Genomic DNA, 15,787 nt, shown 5'->3' on the forward strand with positions numbered 1-15,787 from the left:
GTAAATTAAGAGTAGAAAATAGTTATTCAACGGGTTGTAACCTGGCCAGATAATCGTAGTGCTCTCCTTCCAGGATCAATTCGCAATTAAAACCATTGGCCACAGCTGCATTCTGGAGGGTATTGTAATCTATATATAACCATGGAAAGGGATCGCTTTTTTCTCCTTTATAACTCATTCTGAACTCCAGTTCCCCGTAATATTCCATATCGGCAGGGATCCATTTTCCTCCTTCCTCATCTTCATCATACATATAAATGATATCGGATGAATCTAACAGGATCTGACCTCCCTTGTTTAAGATGGACCTGAGGTGTTGCAGGAAAGAAGTGATATTTTTCAGATATCCGCACATTCCGGCTCCGTTCATTAAGAGAAGAAGTGTATCGAACTTTTCGTTTTGAAGCTGTTGTATATCCGTATGTCTGGCATCTGTTATACCTCTCTTTTTACAGGCTTTTATAGCGCCCTCCGAAATATCGATGGCACTTACTTTTAATTTCCTTTCTTCCTGCAAATACAGGGCATGGCTCCCGGCTCCGCAACCTATATCCAGAACATGGCCTTTACACAATTCAAGGGCTTTCTGCTCGATTTCCGGCATCTGATCATAACCTCTGAAGAGGTATGGAACAGGGAGTACATCTTCTTCGGATATGGAGGTTTCGGTAAGGATATCTTCTGTGTAATTGCCTTGCTGGTAATCTAAAATGGCTTTGCCGAAAATGTCTTTCATTTAGTATAGTGTTTGAAGAATGTTGTTTGGGTCATTGTTTCTGAATAGCTTTGTACTTCCTTTTTGATTTAATGCAATATACATGGAGAAATTCCTGAAACAACTTCCGCAACTGGCTAAAGATAAGTATAACGAGAATAAAAAATATCTCGCAAAACTAAAAAAGAAGCCACCCAAAGATCTCGACTACAGAATGCGGGAACTTCATGAGGAAGAATTCGCCGAAACCGATTGTTTACAATGCGCCAATTGCTGTAAAACAACCGGACCTCTTTTTACCAATGCAGATATTGAACGCATCTCCAGGCATTTTAAATTAAAGCCTCAGCAGTTTATCAATCAGTATTTAAAACTCGATGAAGATAGCGATCATGTTTTACAGGAACTTCCCTGTGTATTTCTGGGCTATGACAATTATTGCTCCATTTATGAAGTGCGACCCAAAGCTTGCAGGGAATATCCGCATACCGACAGGAAAAAATTCTATCAGATCAATAAACTCACCCTGAAAAACACAGCTATTTGCCCTGCTGCATATAATATTGTAGAGAAAATGAAATCCAACATCAAGCTCTGATCCTCTCTATTTATGTGATTCCCGTAGCCGAAGGAGATGAAAATTACAAAAAATCAGGCGCCTGAAAGCTTACTTTTAACACTCTATCATCTGTTTTGTTAAAACCGTTTCGAAAGGAATGGTAATAGATGCCTTATACCGCAAGGGATGGGCAATTTATTTAACATTTGGACCAATGTTAATTTTGAAAGTGTTAGAAATCAATCATATATCTTTAAAACACCTAATGAATAGAGAAACACCACAAAAAAATTCTTGCAGGAATGGACATAAACCCAAGTGTCCTTAAATGTTTGGGAACTAAATTTTTAAAAATTAAACTATGTTACAAGACATTTTAAAATTAAAAGGTGTTACCGAATTAGGTAAAAAACAACAGGGAAAAGTAAACGGCGGCTTCGGATGCGCAATTTTTTGTATAGATGATAGCGATTGCGGGGACTGCGGACCCACATACAGATGTACCCCCGGCGGTGGTATATGTCAGCAAGTTCACTAGATTGACTGTACCTTTGAAAGGGACTAATTATATATCAGATATTTAGCCCTTACTTTTTTGAATTTTTTCAAATCGGCCCTCCAACTTTTTCTAATTTCCTCTTCACTGAGACCTTCTTCTATCTGTTTCTGAAGCTTTTCAGTACCGGCGTGTTTTGTAAAGGAATCTGTGTTGAAGAATTTCTCTCCTTCGGGAGTATTTGCATAAGCACTGATGATCCATTTTAAACTTAATTTGCTTAGATCCTCCTCTTTCCTGAGATCGGTTCCGAAACATTGAACATCCTTATGTTTAGGGTATTTGGCACCTTCATTGGATTGAGGAGTATAAGTATATATATTATGTGTCTTGTCTAAAAAAGGCGCTCCGTATATCTGGAACTGATAATCGGTTCCTCTTCCTGCATTAATGGTAGTACCTTCAAACAAACCCAGACTTGGATAAAGATTTATAGCCTTATCGGTAGGAAGGTTGGGAGAGGGCTTGATAGGAACGCTATAGGGACGCGAATGATCATAGTTTTCCATCGGGATGACCTCCAGCTCACATTGTATACCATTTTCCAGCCATTTTTCTCCATTGATCATTCCGGCGTACTCCCCGATGGTCATTCCGTGAACCAGCGGAATAGTATGCATTCCTAAAAAACTCGTATGCTCTGGCTCCATGCTGGGCCCGTCTATATAGTGCCCGTTCGGGTTGGGGCGATCCATTACCATGACCGGAATATTGTTTTCCGCACAGGCTTCCATTAGCAGGTGAAGTGTTGAGATATAGGTGTAAAAGCGAACCCCGACATCCTGTATATCGAAAATAACGAGATCCAGTCCTTCCAGTTGTTCTGCTGTGGGTTTCCGGTTTTTCCCGTATAAAGACGTAATCGGGAGTCCGGTTTTGGTGTCCACTCCGTCCTTTACCTTTTCTCCGGCATCTGCTTTTCCTCTGAAACCGTGTTCGGGAGAGAATACTTTTTTCAGATTTACTCCCAGCGACAGGAGGGAATCTACCAGGTGAGTGTAGTGCTCCCCGGCTGTAAGCTTTTCACCTTCTTTACGATCTTTTTTATAGATAACGGAAGTCTGATTGGCGACAACCCCTACATTTTTGCCTTTTAACAAAGGGAGATAAACTTCGGTTCTGTTTGCCCCTGTAACTATGGCTTCTGTGGTCTTATTATCTTCTTTCCCGTCATTATTTTCGGCTGTGGTAGCGGCATTTTTATTTCCGCAGGAACTAATTAAAAAAAGAAGTAATAAAAATGTATTTTTGAGGGATATAAAGAAAGCCATTAAATTGAATTTAGAATATTTTATTGCCAAACGTATTATTAAGGGGAAACAGTATAAAAGTAGTGTTTCGGCCCCAATAATAAAAATAGCTATTGCAGCTATTGCAATAAGTATTGTAATGATGATGATAGCTATTGCCACCGGCACGGGACTGCAGCGAAAGATCAGGGAGAAGGTGGCAGCTTTTAACGGGCATATCCAGATATATAAATACGATACCAATAACTCGGATGCTTCTCTGAATCCGGTTTCAAAGAATCAGGAATTTTACCCGGAGTTTACTTCGGTAGACGGGATAAACCACATTCAGGCCATTGCCACAAAAAGCGGGATCATACGTAATGAAAAAACGTTTGAAGGGATCGTTGCCAAGGGAGTGGGTCCCGATTACAAATGGGATTATATGAAGGAATTCCTGAAAGAGGGACGCCTTCCGGATTATACAGGGAAACTTAATGAAGAGGTTCTTATCTCCGACTATCTGGCCAAAAGGCTGGAACTTAATGTAGGCGATACCTTTTATACCTTTTTTCTGAGGGATAGTAAAAGTCAGAAGCCCAATCAGAGGGTTTTTAATATCGTGGGGACCTACGACAGCGGCTTTGAAGAATTTGATCGCCTTTATATCTTTTCGGATATACGGCATATTCAACGCATTAACCGATGGGAGGAAGATGAGGTAGGGAGTTTTGAAGTGTTTATAGACGATTTTTCAAAACTTAGGGAAAAGGGGAATGAAGTGTACGGAAAGACACTTTCTACTCTTGATTCCCAGACCATTGCTGATGAGTATTTTAATATTTTCGACTGGCTCTCCCTCTTCGATTTTAATATAGGGATCATTATCGGGATCATGGTCCTGGTGGGAGGAATAAATATGATCACTGCTCTCCTGGTGCTCATCCTGGAGCGGACTCAGATGATCGGGATCCTTAAGGCAATCGGTAGCAGTAACTGGAGCATCCGTAAAGTATTTCTTTACAATGCAGCCTATCTTATCGGAATTGGTTTGTTCTGGGGAAATCTTATCGGGATAGGGCTTCTCCTGACCCAGAAGTACCTTGGACTTATAAAATTAAACCCGACTACTTACTATGTTTCCGAAGCTCCTGTTCATATTGGCCTGGATTATATCCTGATACTTAATATCGGTACTCTTCTGCTCTGTGTATCCATGCTTCTGATCCCTTCCTATATTATTACCAGGATCTCTCCCGTAAAGGCAATTAAGTTTGAGTAAGCTTGTTAAAGTTGCTTCTTTCTAAATTCGCAATTCAATAAATTAAACTGTACCTTTGCCCCCTCAAAATACGAATATGAAATACGCTGAGAATATATTGGAAACCATAGGGAATACCCCTCTGGTAAAGATCAATAAACTTACGGAAGAGGTTGATGCCCTTGTATTGGCTAAGGTGGAGACCTTTAACCCCGGAAATTCGGTAAAAGACAGGATGGCCCTTAAAATGATAGAAGATGCAGAGACCGACGGAAGATTAAAACCCGGAGGTACCATCATTGAAGGGACATCAGGGAATACCGGAATGGGACTGGCCCTGGCTGCCATTATTAAAGGATATAAGCTTATCTGTGTAATTAGTGACAAGCAGTCTAAGGAAAAAATGGATATTCTGAGAGCGGTAGGAGCAGAGGTTATAGTGTGTCCTACCAATGTAGAGCCTGAGGATCCGCGTTCCTATTATTCCGTATCCAAACGTTTGTCTACGGAGATCCCGAATTCCTGGTATGTAAATCAGTACGATAATCCTTCGAATGCAGCTGCTCATTACGAGCAGACGGGACCTGAAATATGGGAGCAGACCGAAGGTAAAATAACCCATTTTATTGTAGGAGTGGGAACAGGAGGAACCATTTCGGGTGTAGGTAAGTATCTGAAGGAGAAAAATCCGGATATCAAAGTATGGGGGATCGATACCTACGGATCGGTCTTTAAGAAATACCACGAAACCGGTGTTTTCGACGAAAATGAGATCTACCCTTATATCACAGAAGGGATAGGAGAGGATATTCTGCCTGCCAATGTAGATTTTAGTGTGATAGACGGTTTTACCAAAGTAACCGATAAGGACGGTGCCATTTATACCAGAAAACTGGCCAAGGAAGAAGGGATATTTGTCGGGAACTCTGCCGGCTCTGCCATAAAAGGCCTTTTACAGCTTAAAGAACACTTTGGTCCGGACGATGTTGTCGTGGTCTTATTTCACGATTCGGGAAGCCGTTATGTAGGGAAGATGTTTAATGACGACTGGATGCGCGACCGTGGTTTCCTGGATGAAGAAATAACCAAGGCAGAAGATCTTGTAAAAGATCATATAGATAAGCCACTGGTAACCGTTCTTACCGAAGAATTGGTGTCTCACGCCATAGAGCGAATGAAAAAATATAAAATATCTCAGATCCCGGTTAAGGATATTAACGGTTTTGTCGGTTCTGTAGATGAAACTGCTCTCTTCAGGGCATATGTAGAAGATAAAGAACTGGCCAATAAGGCGGTTAGAGAAGTTATGCAGGATGCTTTCCCTATAGTAGAGAAAGATACTTCTATAGATAAAGTTTCCAAGCTGATTAATAAAGACAATCAGGCGGTGCTGGTTCATCTGGGAGATGGAAAGCATCACATTATTACAAAGCACGATATAATCAGTGCTATAAACTAAAACAAAATGGAATAAAGGAGAAAGGCGCAGGTCTTTCTCCTTTATTCATACACTTCACTTCATCGATTAATTCGTTATCCTCGACAAGAAAATCCCTCAAAAACAGGGGTTTCTGGATTATTTTTCGTAATTTTAGGTATCCAAAATTAATTAACTGCCCCTTATTTTTATTTCTATTTGCCCCAAACAGAATAGAGTATTCATATCTTAAATTATATACATATGGGGTCAAACATTGAAAATAGTACAGGCTTCTTGGTTTTTATGAAAGTAGTAGTCTTCCTTTTATTATCTGTAATTGGAGGAGTTGTCTTTATGGCTTTACTTAAATTAGCGGGGCTTATAGGATAAAAAACTACTTTTTTAAACATTCCGGCATTATATAAAGCAATCATTCAGATGATTGCCTGGATATTTATGGCCATTACTGATTATAAATAAAACTGCATCTGCTTTAAGTTTGATGCAGTTTTATTTGTTTGATATCTTCGCATTGCGTTTCTTGTTCTCAACTTATATAATCGAAAAAAAACCAAAACCGGGATCCTGGCAAAATTTTTGACGGGATGAGAATAGGATATTTAAATTCGAACAAATGAGAAAACTATGTATCGTTCTGATCGGTATTTTGTGCCTGGGAAACCTGAGCGCACAGGAAGCTTATAAATTTATTGAAGAGGTATATGCAGATACCGTTGTGGAGAAGGTAAGGCTTAATAAAGACTTTATGAATATCCTGACCGACAGGAGGCAAAAAACTTTGTTTGAAGATGATTTTGTCTTTGGGGAATTCTGGGCCGGTGGAAAGACGGATAGTATTCCTAATCTGGAATTATTCAAGGAGAAGATAGGGATGACAGATTTTCTTTCTTATATAGATACGGATTTTGAAAACCCCGACCTGAAGATCAATTTTGAACAGCTCAGCAGTAAGTTCGAAGAAATAGAGGACCCGCAAGCTTATGTGGAAGACCATCGCGATCAGAGAGTGGTGTATATTTCAAAGCCTTTTTTCAATGCATCGGGAGACTGGGCAATGATCCTGGAAGCGCGAGTGTGGTACGGAGAAGACGGAGATAGTGGGGATACTTTACGAATTTTCAGAAAACTCAACGGTAAGTGGCAGCTCTTTCACAACCTGACCCTTTCCTTTTTATAAGGTTTAAGGGAAAAGATTTTTCTTTTTACAGAGCTTAACGGCCTGCCTTTTACCTTCAATCAGATAGTATGAATTAATAAGCTCTACTTCTTTTACAAGCAGATTGTTATTCTTATTAATCCTGAGACCTGCGTCCAATCGCTTACGTATCTTCAGCATAAATTCATTGATCTCATTCAGGGCAGCATCACCGGAATTATCGGAGGAAGAACCGGAGATCTCTTCTTTAAAGATCAGGTATTCTTCATTAACAACAGAATAAGCCCATTTTTTGTATTCTTCAATTTCTGTCATGCATTAAATATACTATAAAAGATTTGATACACTTAAAAATTATTTCCCGTACGGTTCAATTTATCGTTGAAAGGAAATTGAGTTTTGGAACTCTGCAGGTGAATAATTGTTTTTTTAAGGAGTAAATTGTCGATAATTATGTAAGCTGCTTAACGCTTTTTAGTCGCCAATTTGTAGTATTTTTGTTATAACGACCAGATTTATCCATTTAAATGAAATTAACCATGAAAAGAATCAGATCAGGTAATAGATATTTGCTTTTGATACTGGGGCTTGCACTTGTACTGAACAGTTGTGTCAATCTCAGATCTGTAAACAGTTATTCTCTTAAATCTACGGAAAGCCTGAAAAAATTTGAAGAGATCAGTTACAGTTTTGCCGAACATTGTCTGGACCGGTGTCAGTTTGAATCTGTACAGGATTTTAGTATTAAAAGGACGGCAGAATGCGATTGCAAGCTCTATGAAGATGCAGACAAGGCAGCGACGACCATTTATAAGAGGCTCAGAGGTTATTTTGAAGCACTTAGTGCCCTGACAAATAATGAGCTCACCGATTACAGCCTGGATGCCTTAAAAGAGCCGTTAACCGCAGGAGGATTTGGAAGTATAGAAATAGAAGCAGCAGATGTGAATGCAGCTTCTCATATTGCTACCATTCTTCTCAGGGCAACCACCGACCTGTATCGTAAGAATAAAACAAAGACGTATGTGGCAGAAGCGAATGCCGATATCCAGATCCTCCTGAAAAAGTTCAATGAAATTACCAGGTCGAACCTCTCAGGTCTTTTAGATTTCAAGAAGGAACGACTTTTCAGCTACTATAGAGAGCTTTTGGTAGATACCAGCTTAAGTACCTATGAAAAGGCACAGGCAGGCAGGGAATACTATCAGGAACTATCGGCAATAGATACGCAGCAAAGGCAGATAGAGGCTTTTGCCAGAAGTGTTGACCGTATTGCCAAGGGGCATCAGGAACTTTATGAGAACAGGAATAAGATGACCGCTAAAGAATTTAAGGAACTGATCAGGGGTTATACCGGTGATCTCAGGAATATTATTTCGGAATTTAACGCATTAAAAAGATAAAAGTGGCAAAATTAACATCCAAACAGGCACGTGAACTGGCACATAAATTCCTGGGCCTCGGGCAGGCCATAGGGGATTTCAGATTTGATAACTGGGATGAACTGACAAAATCGGAAAGCCAGAAACTAGCCAGTTTCCAACGATCGATCCTCAATTCCGGTGAGGATATGCTGGCACTGTCAACTACTCTGGTACTGGACGATGTGGAAGCTTCCCTAAACAGAATAGGAACCTTGACCACAAAAGTCAAAGACACGGTTAAAGGCCTGCAGAACATTCAGAAAGGAATTAAACTTGCAGCTTCTATTATGACCCTGGGTGCGGCCATAATCAGTAAAAACCCTTTTTCTATTGTGGAAGCTATCGGTGATCTGGAGAAAGCAGTAAGTTAAAAATAAAACTCTCCGAAGCTTTACGCGAAGGAGAGTTTGTAAATCATGTGATTGCTTTGTCTTACGGACAAGGAGTACAGGTCAGAAAGCAGGTCACAAAACAATTAGTAGCACATGTCCGGTCTGTAGGACATGCCTGCAAATCGGATTGACATTCTATGTTTAGTGACATGTCTCCATCTATTCCTGCCTTGATTTTGTCAAGGCGTGAAATAGCTTCTTTTTTTAACGCTAACTTTTTTAATTCTTTTTTCTTCATGATGTATAGTGTTGATAGTTAGTTAAATATAGGTATTTGTAGGTAAAAATCAAACAGAAGAGCGCTATATCAGGGCCACTTTTAACAGAAAAATCTTAAAAAAACAGGAAAAGATGTAAACTCAACCGTAACTTTTGGAATGTGAAAGCAGTCTAATAAAGCCAACAACCAAAAATATTCAGATGTCTTCAGAAAATAAGCAGGTTTCCGGTGATATAACTAAAGAAACCAATTACAAAGGGTTTTTACTGGACCTGGTCATTTACTTACCGATAATGTTTTTAATCCGGGAAGTATCCATCCCAAACACCAGTTTTATTGTTACCGGCCTGTTTTGGTCGTTCACAACTTTAGCAGTTGCCAGTTGGAGAATGAAAGTCAGGAACATTAGCTGGAAAGAATTAGGTTTAAGGAGGCCTCAAAACTTTAAAAAAACACTTTTAGTTGCCGGTTTAATTCTGGTAACAACCATTATCTGTTTATTGGCCTTTAATATTATAAAAGACCAATTGCCTTTCTTTGCAGATCAGATATCGGAGCCGGAAGCATCAACAAAACCTGAAGGATCTAAATTTGGGAACCTCAAAGGTAATTGGGGGCTTTTCTTTGCAATAATGCCCATGGTTCTGATTGAATCCTGCCTGGAAGAGTTGCTAGACAGGGGGTTCCTGATCAATTGGTTTGAAAAAGTATTTTCAAAAACCTCTTTTGCCACACTCATTGCGGTAGTACTTCAGGCGGCAATTTTTGGCTTCAGGCATTCATATGATTTATCCGAGAGGTCTATAACAGTCGGAATAATCGGGTTGATCATGGGGATAGCATATGTAAAGTCAGGGCGAAATCTATGGCCTTTGATCATTGCTCACTGTGTATTGAATACTATGTCTATGATTGACAGGGTTGTTTGATGCCCTTGGTTTGTTCTTATGCCAAACCGGCTTCCATAGTATCTGAATGCTTCCATGGCATGGCATGCCAAAACCAATAGTTCAGCCTGTAAATACAGATAAGAAGTAAATGATACTTTATATAATGCTGGCCTGTTCTTATATCTACTTCCAGAGAACATTCCGGTAAATGTTCCTCAAAGTCCAGTCCCTGGTCCTTAAATGCAGTTTTTACATTTTCCAGATGATAATGCGGTATTTGTTCTATTAAGATCATAAGACGAAATTATGATCAAAATACCCAAACACATAATTTTCAAGCTGTTATCTACTGCAACTACGGGAATCAGATATTTTATAGTGATACGTCGTCGTCTTAGAAAAACCGTAAGGGATTTAAGGGGGTTTAAAACCGGAAGGATATTAACTTTTTTAAAACATAAAGAAGTTATCTTGTTGGTTTTTAGCATTTTACCTCAAATTTTATGATTTGATTACCTGATAATTGAATTGTTTTTTCTAAATTGCCTTTTATTTTCTATGTAAGAAATATTGACTAAAATGAAAAGCAAAACTTTACTGACACTCTTATTTTTGATCGGTTTTACCGGATCGGTCTATACTCAAACAGAGAATACCGAATGTAAAAAGAACCTATATATTTTCGTGGAACATGCTAAAGTAGGAAATTATGATGCTGCTTATGAGCCTTGGAAAATGGTGAGAGAAAATTGCCCTGAATTACACTCGGCGATCTATAGCCTGGGAGAGAAAATATTAGAAGATAAGATCAAAAAATCTTCAGGAGGAGATAAAACGTCCAATGTGAATTTGTTGATGGAGATCTATGATGAGGAGCACAAATATTTCCCTGACAAATTCAAATTAGCTGTAGTACTTTCTGATAAGGCATTATTGATGTTCGAACAAAAAATTGGTTCCGATCAGGAGATATACGACCTTCTTCATAGAGCATTTACCGGAGACAGAGCTAATTTTAAAAACCCGAGAGCACTATATCTTTATTTCTCAACTTTAGTGAACCTGCATAAATCAGGGAGTAAAGAATTACAGTTGGTCTTCGATACTTATGATGATGTAGAGGAAAGGATTGAGATTGAATCCAAATCTTTATCCGGTACGATCGATAGGTTATTACCAAAAGAAGAAGCCGGTTCTCTTACGTCAAAAGAGACAAAAACTTTAAAAAGGGTAAGAACGAATAATAATTCATATAACACAATCAAAAATAGTATTGACAGTAAGCTTGGGGCATTGGCAGATTGTGCAAACCTGATCCCTCTTTACCAAAAAAACTTCGATGCTAAAAAAGGGGATGCAGTTTGGTTGAACAGAGCGGCAGGAAGAATGGCTAATAAGGATTGTGATGACGATCCGTTATTTGTACAATTGGTGGAAGCATTGCACCAACTGGAGCCATCGGCTAACTCAGCATACTACTTGGGTATCCTTAACGATAAGAAAGGAAATTCTTCGGAAGCTATTAAGTATTACAATGAATCTGTAGACCTGGAGACCGATAACTATAGAAAAGCCAGAATACTTACTAAAATTGCTGGGAAGTATCAGAAAAGAGGACAATTTTCAACTGCGAGGAACTATGCTCAGAGAGCCATAGATATCCAGCCATCCAATGGAAGAGCGTATTTATTGATCGCAAAGATGTATGCAGACAGCGCAAACAAGTGCGGGACAACTCCTTTTGAGAAAAGGGCCATTTACTGGAAAGCTGCAGAACTTGCAAGAAGGGCCAGAAGGGTAGATCCTTCTTTAAAATCCATAGCAAACAGAGCAATTGAGGGATATGAAGGTAGAGCGCCTAGTAAGACCGATATCTTTAATGCGGGAATGGCCGGGAAAACAATTACCTTTAAATGCTGGGTAAGCGGTAGTGTTACTGTACCTAAGCTATAAGAAGGTAAGCCTCTCTAAAAGCGGGAAAGGAAATAAAGAGTAAAAGAAAAGCGAACCGAAGTTCGCTTTAAAGATTTTATGTTAATTGCATAACTCCGGAACCAAAGTATCGCAATTTACTTTACATACATAGGGCGTTACCGAAGTTAGCCCGGGTCCTGTCGAACACGGATAAGTAGCTCCTCCGGTTATACTTAAACTTTTAAAGCTTGAAACAACTTTCCTGTTGAGCGTTAACGATTTTAGATTTCTTTTTTTCATGATTAGTGTTTTTAAGATTAATAATGTTTTTGCATAACAAAACCGATATTAAGTAACTGGTCCTAATTGGTTATTGATTAATGAGTTATATCGGTTTGTGTACTTACTCAAACTTAATCATAAAAGGCTGGAATTTCTGATGGTTCCTACGCAAAATGAATATGGATTCGCCGTAATTTAACTACGTGTATTTTGTTGGAAATGAAGTGATTGAAGAGGCGTTGTTAGTATTGCACCTTTTTTTAAGCCTGTTGTTTAATTGAGTTATTTCTTAGGAGAGTTGTTTATTTGGGGATTCCAACTTTGCTCAATAACCTTGATAAATTAGGTTATTTCCAGTTATTCTTGCAATGTTCTCTAAGTTCATGATCCCGTGTTTTCAGTTTTCAATACTCATAAAGAAAGTAATTTTTACAAGATTTAATTAACTATTTAACATGTTATGTAAGATATTCCTGTTCTTTATTGTTAAATTTGATTTATTATTAACCATCAATTATGTATATTATGTTAAAAGACATTTTAAAATTAGACGGTATTATACAATTGGATCGTAACCAGTTAAATTCAATCAAAGGTCTTGGGGTGGCATCTATAAGTCAGGCATGTCATACGGTTACCTGTACTTTTAGTGATGGACTGGACTGGATGATCAGCACAAATGACAGCTCTGTCGCCAATAGTTTTGAGGATAGATGTGAACAGCAGGGAGGTACCGCCGATCAACAGATTAATTGTGCCTGATCCGACAAAATAATAATATTACTATGTTATTAAGCGGACGAGTTCCGCTTTTTTATATAATTGACTTTTTCTGATTACCTGGAATAACCTCTTTTAGTATATCCTGTAAATACAAACGGATAAGATCTTCAATAATTTCAGTATTCTTAACTGAGTTATAAGAGGGGGAGATTAGAGCAAATAGAATTAGGGCCAAACTTATTATATTTGAGAGAACAATCGTTTAAAGTAAATAATGACTGCAATCTCAATGATAATTAATGTTCTAATTGCTTATGGAACCTGCCAGGCATTTTTTATAGCATTTATAATATTAAGATCAGACAGAACACTGTTTAAAAAACTGTTTGCAGCTCTTTTGATCATTGAGGGAATTACACTTTTTGAAAGATTCCTGGTAGAAACAGATCTCATTACTTCAGTGCCGCATTTGTTGGGAATCAGTAACCCGATAAGTTTTATAAAACCTCCTCTGATGTTGTTTATGGCAATGGCAATTACCATTCATCATTTTAAGCTGATCCGTAAACATTACTGGCATTTTATTGTTTTTGCTTTTATGCTGCTCTTAAACCTGCCGTTTTACTTTTTAAGCGGTACTGAAAAAATAGAGACCGTAGAGGTATTTATGAATAAAATACCTTCTTATAGCAGTTTTGAGTTTTATTTTACGTTGAGTTTTTTCGCCTACATCGGAGTTTATATCTACATAAGCATTAAAAAGCTAAGGGAATTCAAAAAGCAGGTAACCAACAATGCCCTGGTAAACTGGCTTCACAATGTGTTGTTGGGTTATTCTTTGTTTTTAGTGTTACATCTTATATACTTTGCTATTCAGCCTATCGGGAAATATAATTTTGCTCTGATCAATCAAATAAGTATGCTGGCAATGGCTTTTATTATTCAATCCATTGCATTTAAAATTATTGACAAATCAACCATATTCAATAGCAAGCCACCCAATTTAAAGGACCCGCTACAAAGAAAAAAGGACGAAAATATCATTTTGGACAAGCTGGAAAACGGCAAAGTGTATTTGAATGATAATTTAAACCTTACTACTTTTTCCAGATCTGTTGAGCTCTCTTCAGCATATGTATCGGAAATTATAAATCAGAAATTTAATTGCTCTTTTAAAAAATTACTCAATCACTACCGGCTGGAGGAAGCCAAAAAGAATATTCATAAAAACAAGGATAATAAGATAAAGTTAATCGATATTGCCTTCCAGTCAGGCTTTAATAATAAGGTCTCCTTCTACAGGGTTTTTAAAGAAATTGAAGGAATTTCCCCTTCCGAATACCTCGAAAAAATAAAAAAAGCATAAAAATGCGGTTACAAAAGAGTTCTGTAACCAAACCAAATTCCTATTTCCTTAATTTCCCTCTCAAAGCACTATTCAGCATAGGATAAGCAGGTGCTTGATTTTAAACAAAAATCAAAAAGACATGGCAGGAAAAAGAAGGATCTCTAAAATATTACGAGCTGTACTCTATATAATCCTTATCGGGATTTTGGGAGTAACATGTTATTATACGTTAAAGTATATGCATTGGTATAGTAAATCACATGGTTATGGTGAGCTTTATCAGATAGAGGACGAATATCCTTTTGAGCCCCTTCCGGACAGGCTTTTAGCCGATTCCTCATGGATTAATATTGCAAAAGACACCAAAGGCGATGGAGACATACTTAACTGGCCGGATGCCAAAGAACTATCCGTTCTTCATTCCAAAGACACCATATGGGTAAAGTTTACCCTTTTCAATAACATAGATATTAACGAACCAATGGTATCGCTTGCTATTGAGGATAAAGAGAACGGAAGGGATTGGTATGGTTCGGTAAAGGACTATAAGTATGGCGATATCATAGCAACCGGATATGTTAGAAAAGGGAGCAGCTATTTCGGATATAATTTTGTTCAGGACAAAAAAGGGGCCTGCAAACTATATTATCAATTACCGCAGAACAGCCTTGTTATTGGAATTCCAAGAGTGTATTTAGAGAAGTATAAAAACAAACGCTTTGTAGCTTCCGTTGGACACAAGGCTTTATGGAACGATGATTTTAAGGATATTCTGGAGGTCAATGACCTTTTAACCTCTCCGGAGAAATGATAGCGAACATCATAGTGTTGAGGTTTAATAATGGACCAAAAAATGCTGATTTTAATTTTATAAACCAACAATTAATATTATGAAATACAGTGGCTCAATTGAAATTGAAAAACCGGTAGAACTGGTAACCAGGCTTTTTACAGATCCGGAAGGCATGAAAGAATATCAGGACGGCTTTATTAAAAAAGAACTGTTAAGTGGTCGTGAAGGAAATGAGGGAGCAATATCCAAAATGTATTACCAATACGGGAAACGCGATATGATATTAACAGAAACAATAGTCTCTAATAATCTGCCCGATTCCTTCGAGGCAACCTATCACCATAAGCATATGGATAATACTTTTAAATGCAGCTTAATCGAATTAAATGAAAACAGAACCAGGTACGAATACGCATATGAGTATACCCGAATGAGCTTGATTCCAAGGATAATGGGGATTTTATTCCCGAAAATGTATCGGCAGCAAGGTGAAAAATGGATGAAACAGTTTAAGGAATTTGTAGAAAGACAATAGTTATGTGGGAAAAGAAATTAAAGCTTTACGATACTATTATCGATAAATGTGAAAGATTTGAAAGGAAGGGCAAAACCATGCCGTTCACTGCTGCTAACGGATATATGTTCACTCTCCTGAACAAAGCCGGGGAGATCGGGATCAGGTTTTCAAAAGAGGTCCAGGAGAAGTATATTCAGGAATTTAATACAACACTTTATAAATCCTATAATGCGGTAATGCAGGGATATATTTTAATACCGGAAGAAATGCTGAAAGACGTGGATAATGTTGCAAAACTTATGGATGAAAGTTATGATTATGTAATGAGCTTACCACCGAAATGAAATTAAACGGATTTTATACACCA

Annotated in this window: 19 protein-coding genes; 14 read left to right on the plus strand and 5 right to left on the minus strand. The window is 38.1% G+C overall.

Annotated features, from left to right (window positions below):
• Positions 1–22: 22 nt before the first annotated feature.
• Positions 23–736 carry a class I SAM-dependent methyltransferase gene (locus GWK08_RS17500; protein WP_163608545.1) on the minus strand — a complete coding sequence of 238 codons (714 nt, stop codon included), beginning with the start codon at positions 734–736 and terminating at the stop codon, positions 23–25.
• 82 nt (positions 737–818) lie between these two features.
• Here GWK08_RS17500 and GWK08_RS17505 point away from each other — a divergent pair, with 82 nt between their 5' ends.
• Complete coding sequence (locus tag GWK08_RS17505; protein ID WP_163608546.1) at positions 819–1,313, plus strand: YkgJ family cysteine cluster protein; 495 nt, start codon at positions 819–821, stop codon at positions 1,311–1,313.
• 322 nt (positions 1,314–1,635) lie between these two features.
• A complete protein-coding gene (locus GWK08_RS17510) occupies positions 1,636–1,812 on the plus strand; it encodes a hypothetical protein (RefSeq protein ID WP_163608547.1) in 177 nt (58 codons plus the stop codon).
• Between the two features lie 23 nt (positions 1,813–1,835).
• Here the strand turns inward: GWK08_RS17510 and GWK08_RS17515 are convergent, their stop codons facing one another.
• Complete coding sequence (locus GWK08_RS17515) at positions 1,836–3,101, minus strand: exo-beta-N-acetylmuramidase NamZ family protein (RefSeq protein WP_204336093.1); 1,266 nt, start codon at positions 3,099–3,101, stop codon at positions 1,836–1,838.
• A gap of 4 nt (positions 3,102–3,105) precedes the next feature.
• Here GWK08_RS17515 and GWK08_RS17520 point away from each other — a divergent pair, with 4 nt between their 5' ends.
• The 3 genes from GWK08_RS17520 to GWK08_RS17530 all read left to right on the plus strand — a co-directional run bounded on the left by GWK08_RS17520 (position 3,106) and on the right by GWK08_RS17530 (position 6,938).
• On the plus strand, positions 3,106–4,341 hold the full coding sequence (locus GWK08_RS17520; RefSeq protein ID WP_163608548.1) for an ABC transporter permease: 1,236 nt from the start codon (positions 3,106–3,108) through the stop codon (positions 4,339–4,341).
• Positions 4,342–4,417: 76 nt separating this feature from the next.
• The gene (locus GWK08_RS17525; RefSeq protein ID WP_163608549.1) at positions 4,418–5,779 is read left to right on the plus strand and encodes a pyridoxal-phosphate dependent enzyme; all 1,362 of its coding nucleotides are present in this window, start codon (positions 4,418–4,420) and stop codon (positions 5,777–5,779) included.
• A gap of 595 nt (positions 5,780–6,374) precedes the next feature.
• Entirely contained in the window at positions 6,375–6,938 is a 564-nt protein-coding gene (locus GWK08_RS17530) for a hypothetical protein (protein ID WP_163608550.1), read from the plus strand.
• A 3-nt stretch (positions 6,939–6,941) separates the two neighbouring features.
• Here the strand turns inward: GWK08_RS17530 and GWK08_RS17535 are convergent, their stop codons facing one another.
• A complete protein-coding gene (locus tag GWK08_RS17535; protein ID WP_163608551.1) occupies positions 6,942–7,232 on the minus strand; it encodes a hypothetical protein in 291 nt (96 codons plus the stop codon).
• 224 nt (positions 7,233–7,456) lie between these two features.
• On the opposite strand from GWK08_RS17535, the gene GWK08_RS17540 reads away from it, so the two are divergent.
• Both GWK08_RS17540 and GWK08_RS17545 read left to right on the plus strand, forming a co-directional pair.
• Positions 7,457–8,320 carry a hypothetical protein gene (locus GWK08_RS17540; RefSeq protein WP_163608552.1) on the plus strand — a complete coding sequence of 288 codons (864 nt, stop codon included), beginning with the start codon at positions 7,457–7,459 and terminating at the stop codon, positions 8,318–8,320.
• 2 nt (positions 8,321–8,322) lie between these two features.
• Positions 8,323–8,712, plus strand: a complete 390-nt coding sequence (locus GWK08_RS17545) for a hypothetical protein (RefSeq protein ID WP_163608553.1) — start codon at positions 8,323–8,325, stop codon at positions 8,710–8,712.
• Between the two features lie 61 nt (positions 8,713–8,773).
• On the opposite strand, the gene GWK08_RS17550 is transcribed toward GWK08_RS17545, so the two are convergent.
• The gene (locus GWK08_RS17550; RefSeq protein WP_163608554.1) at positions 8,774–8,971 is read right to left on the minus strand and encodes a hypothetical protein; all 198 of its coding nucleotides are present in this window, start codon (positions 8,969–8,971) and stop codon (positions 8,774–8,776) included.
• Positions 8,972–9,153: 182 nt separating this feature from the next.
• Between GWK08_RS17550 and GWK08_RS17555 the strand changes: the two genes are divergently transcribed.
• Positions 9,154–9,882: a CPBP family intramembrane glutamic endopeptidase gene (locus tag GWK08_RS17555; RefSeq protein WP_163608555.1), complete on the plus strand. Its 729-nt coding sequence runs from the start codon at positions 9,154–9,156 to the stop codon at positions 9,880–9,882.
• 16 nt (positions 9,883–9,898) lie between these two features.
• On the opposite strand, the gene GWK08_RS17560 is transcribed toward GWK08_RS17555, so the two are convergent.
• A complete protein-coding gene (locus tag GWK08_RS17560; protein WP_163608556.1) occupies positions 9,899–10,138 on the minus strand; it encodes a hypothetical protein in 240 nt (79 codons plus the stop codon).
• Between the two features lie 284 nt (positions 10,139–10,422).
• Here GWK08_RS17560 and GWK08_RS17565 point away from each other — a divergent pair, with 284 nt between their 5' ends.
• The 6 genes from GWK08_RS17565 (at position 10,423) to GWK08_RS17590 (ending at position 15,764) form a co-directional block, all read left to right on the plus strand.
• Complete coding sequence (locus GWK08_RS17565) at positions 10,423–11,796, plus strand: tetratricopeptide repeat protein (RefSeq protein WP_163608557.1); 1,374 nt, start codon at positions 10,423–10,425, stop codon at positions 11,794–11,796.
• A 768-nt stretch (positions 11,797–12,564) separates the two neighbouring features.
• A complete protein-coding gene (locus tag GWK08_RS17570; RefSeq protein WP_163608558.1) occupies positions 12,565–12,801 on the plus strand; it encodes a hypothetical protein in 237 nt (78 codons plus the stop codon).
• Positions 12,802–13,036: 235 nt separating this feature from the next.
• Positions 13,037–14,128 (plus strand): AraC family transcriptional regulator, encoded by a 1,092-nt coding sequence (locus GWK08_RS17575; protein WP_163608559.1) that lies wholly within the window; start codon positions 13,037–13,039, stop codon positions 14,126–14,128.
• A 121-nt stretch (positions 14,129–14,249) separates the two neighbouring features.
• A complete protein-coding gene (locus tag GWK08_RS17580; RefSeq protein ID WP_163608560.1) occupies positions 14,250–14,921 on the plus strand; it encodes a hypothetical protein in 672 nt (223 codons plus the stop codon).
• 79 nt (positions 14,922–15,000) lie between these two features.
• Positions 15,001–15,438 (plus strand): SRPBCC family protein, encoded by a 438-nt coding sequence (locus tag GWK08_RS17585; RefSeq protein ID WP_163608561.1) that lies wholly within the window; start codon positions 15,001–15,003, stop codon positions 15,436–15,438.
• Between the two features lie 2 nt (positions 15,439–15,440).
• Positions 15,441–15,764 carry a hypothetical protein gene (locus tag GWK08_RS17590; protein WP_163608562.1) on the plus strand — a complete coding sequence of 108 codons (324 nt, stop codon included), beginning with the start codon at positions 15,441–15,443 and terminating at the stop codon, positions 15,762–15,764.
• Positions 15,765–15,787 lie beyond the last annotated feature (23 nt).

The sequence above is a fragment of the Leptobacterium flavescens genome (assembly GCF_010671605.1).
GTDB lineage: Bacteria > Bacteroidota > Bacteroidia > Flavobacteriales > Flavobacteriaceae > Leptobacterium > Leptobacterium flavescens.

Excerpts from the sequence above, each read along its gene's own strand:
- GWK08_RS17500 (WP_163608545.1), bottom strand. The coding sequence starts at position 736 with ATGAAAGACATTTTCGGCAAAGCCATTTTAGATTACCAGCAAGGCAAT.
- GWK08_RS17505 (WP_163608546.1), top strand. The coding sequence starts at position 819 with ATGGAGAAATTCCTGAAACAACTTCCGCAACTGGCTAAAGATAAGTAT.
- GWK08_RS17510 (WP_163608547.1), top strand. The coding sequence starts at position 1,636 with ATGTTACAAGACATTTTAAAATTAAAAGGTGTTACCGAATTAGGTAAA.
- GWK08_RS17515 (WP_204336093.1), bottom strand. The coding sequence starts at position 3,101 with ATGGCTTTCTTTATATCCCTCAAAAATACATTTTTATTACTTCTTTTT.
- GWK08_RS17525 (WP_163608549.1), top strand. The coding sequence starts at position 4,418 with ATGAAATACGCTGAGAATATATTGGAAACCATAGGGAATACCCCTCTG.
- GWK08_RS17530 (WP_163608550.1), top strand. The coding sequence starts at position 6,375 with ATGAGAAAACTATGTATCGTTCTGATCGGTATTTTGTGCCTGGGAAAC.
- GWK08_RS17535 (WP_163608551.1), bottom strand. The coding sequence starts at position 7,232 with ATGACAGAAATTGAAGAATACAAAAAATGGGCTTATTCTGTTGTTAAT.
- GWK08_RS17540 (WP_163608552.1), top strand. The coding sequence starts at position 7,457 with ATGAAAAGAATCAGATCAGGTAATAGATATTTGCTTTTGATACTGGGG.
- GWK08_RS17550 (WP_163608554.1), bottom strand. The coding sequence starts at position 8,971 with ATGAAGAAAAAAGAATTAAAAAAGTTAGCGTTAAAAAAAGAAGCTATT.
- GWK08_RS17555 (WP_163608555.1), top strand. The coding sequence starts at position 9,154 with ATGTCTTCAGAAAATAAGCAGGTTTCCGGTGATATAACTAAAGAAACC.
- GWK08_RS17560 (WP_163608556.1), bottom strand. The coding sequence starts at position 10,138 with ATGATCTTAATAGAACAAATACCGCATTATCATCTGGAAAATGTAAAA.
- GWK08_RS17565 (WP_163608557.1), top strand. The coding sequence starts at position 10,423 with ATGAAAAGCAAAACTTTACTGACACTCTTATTTTTGATCGGTTTTACC.
- GWK08_RS17570 (WP_163608558.1), top strand. The coding sequence starts at position 12,565 with ATGTTAAAAGACATTTTAAAATTAGACGGTATTATACAATTGGATCGT.
- GWK08_RS17575 (WP_163608559.1), top strand. The coding sequence starts at position 13,037 with ATGACTGCAATCTCAATGATAATTAATGTTCTAATTGCTTATGGAACC.
- GWK08_RS17580 (WP_163608560.1), top strand. The coding sequence starts at position 14,250 with ATGGCAGGAAAAAGAAGGATCTCTAAAATATTACGAGCTGTACTCTAT.
- GWK08_RS17585 (WP_163608561.1), top strand. The coding sequence starts at position 15,001 with ATGAAATACAGTGGCTCAATTGAAATTGAAAAACCGGTAGAACTGGTA.
- GWK08_RS17590 (WP_163608562.1), top strand. The coding sequence starts at position 15,441 with ATGTGGGAAAAGAAATTAAAGCTTTACGATACTATTATCGATAAATGT.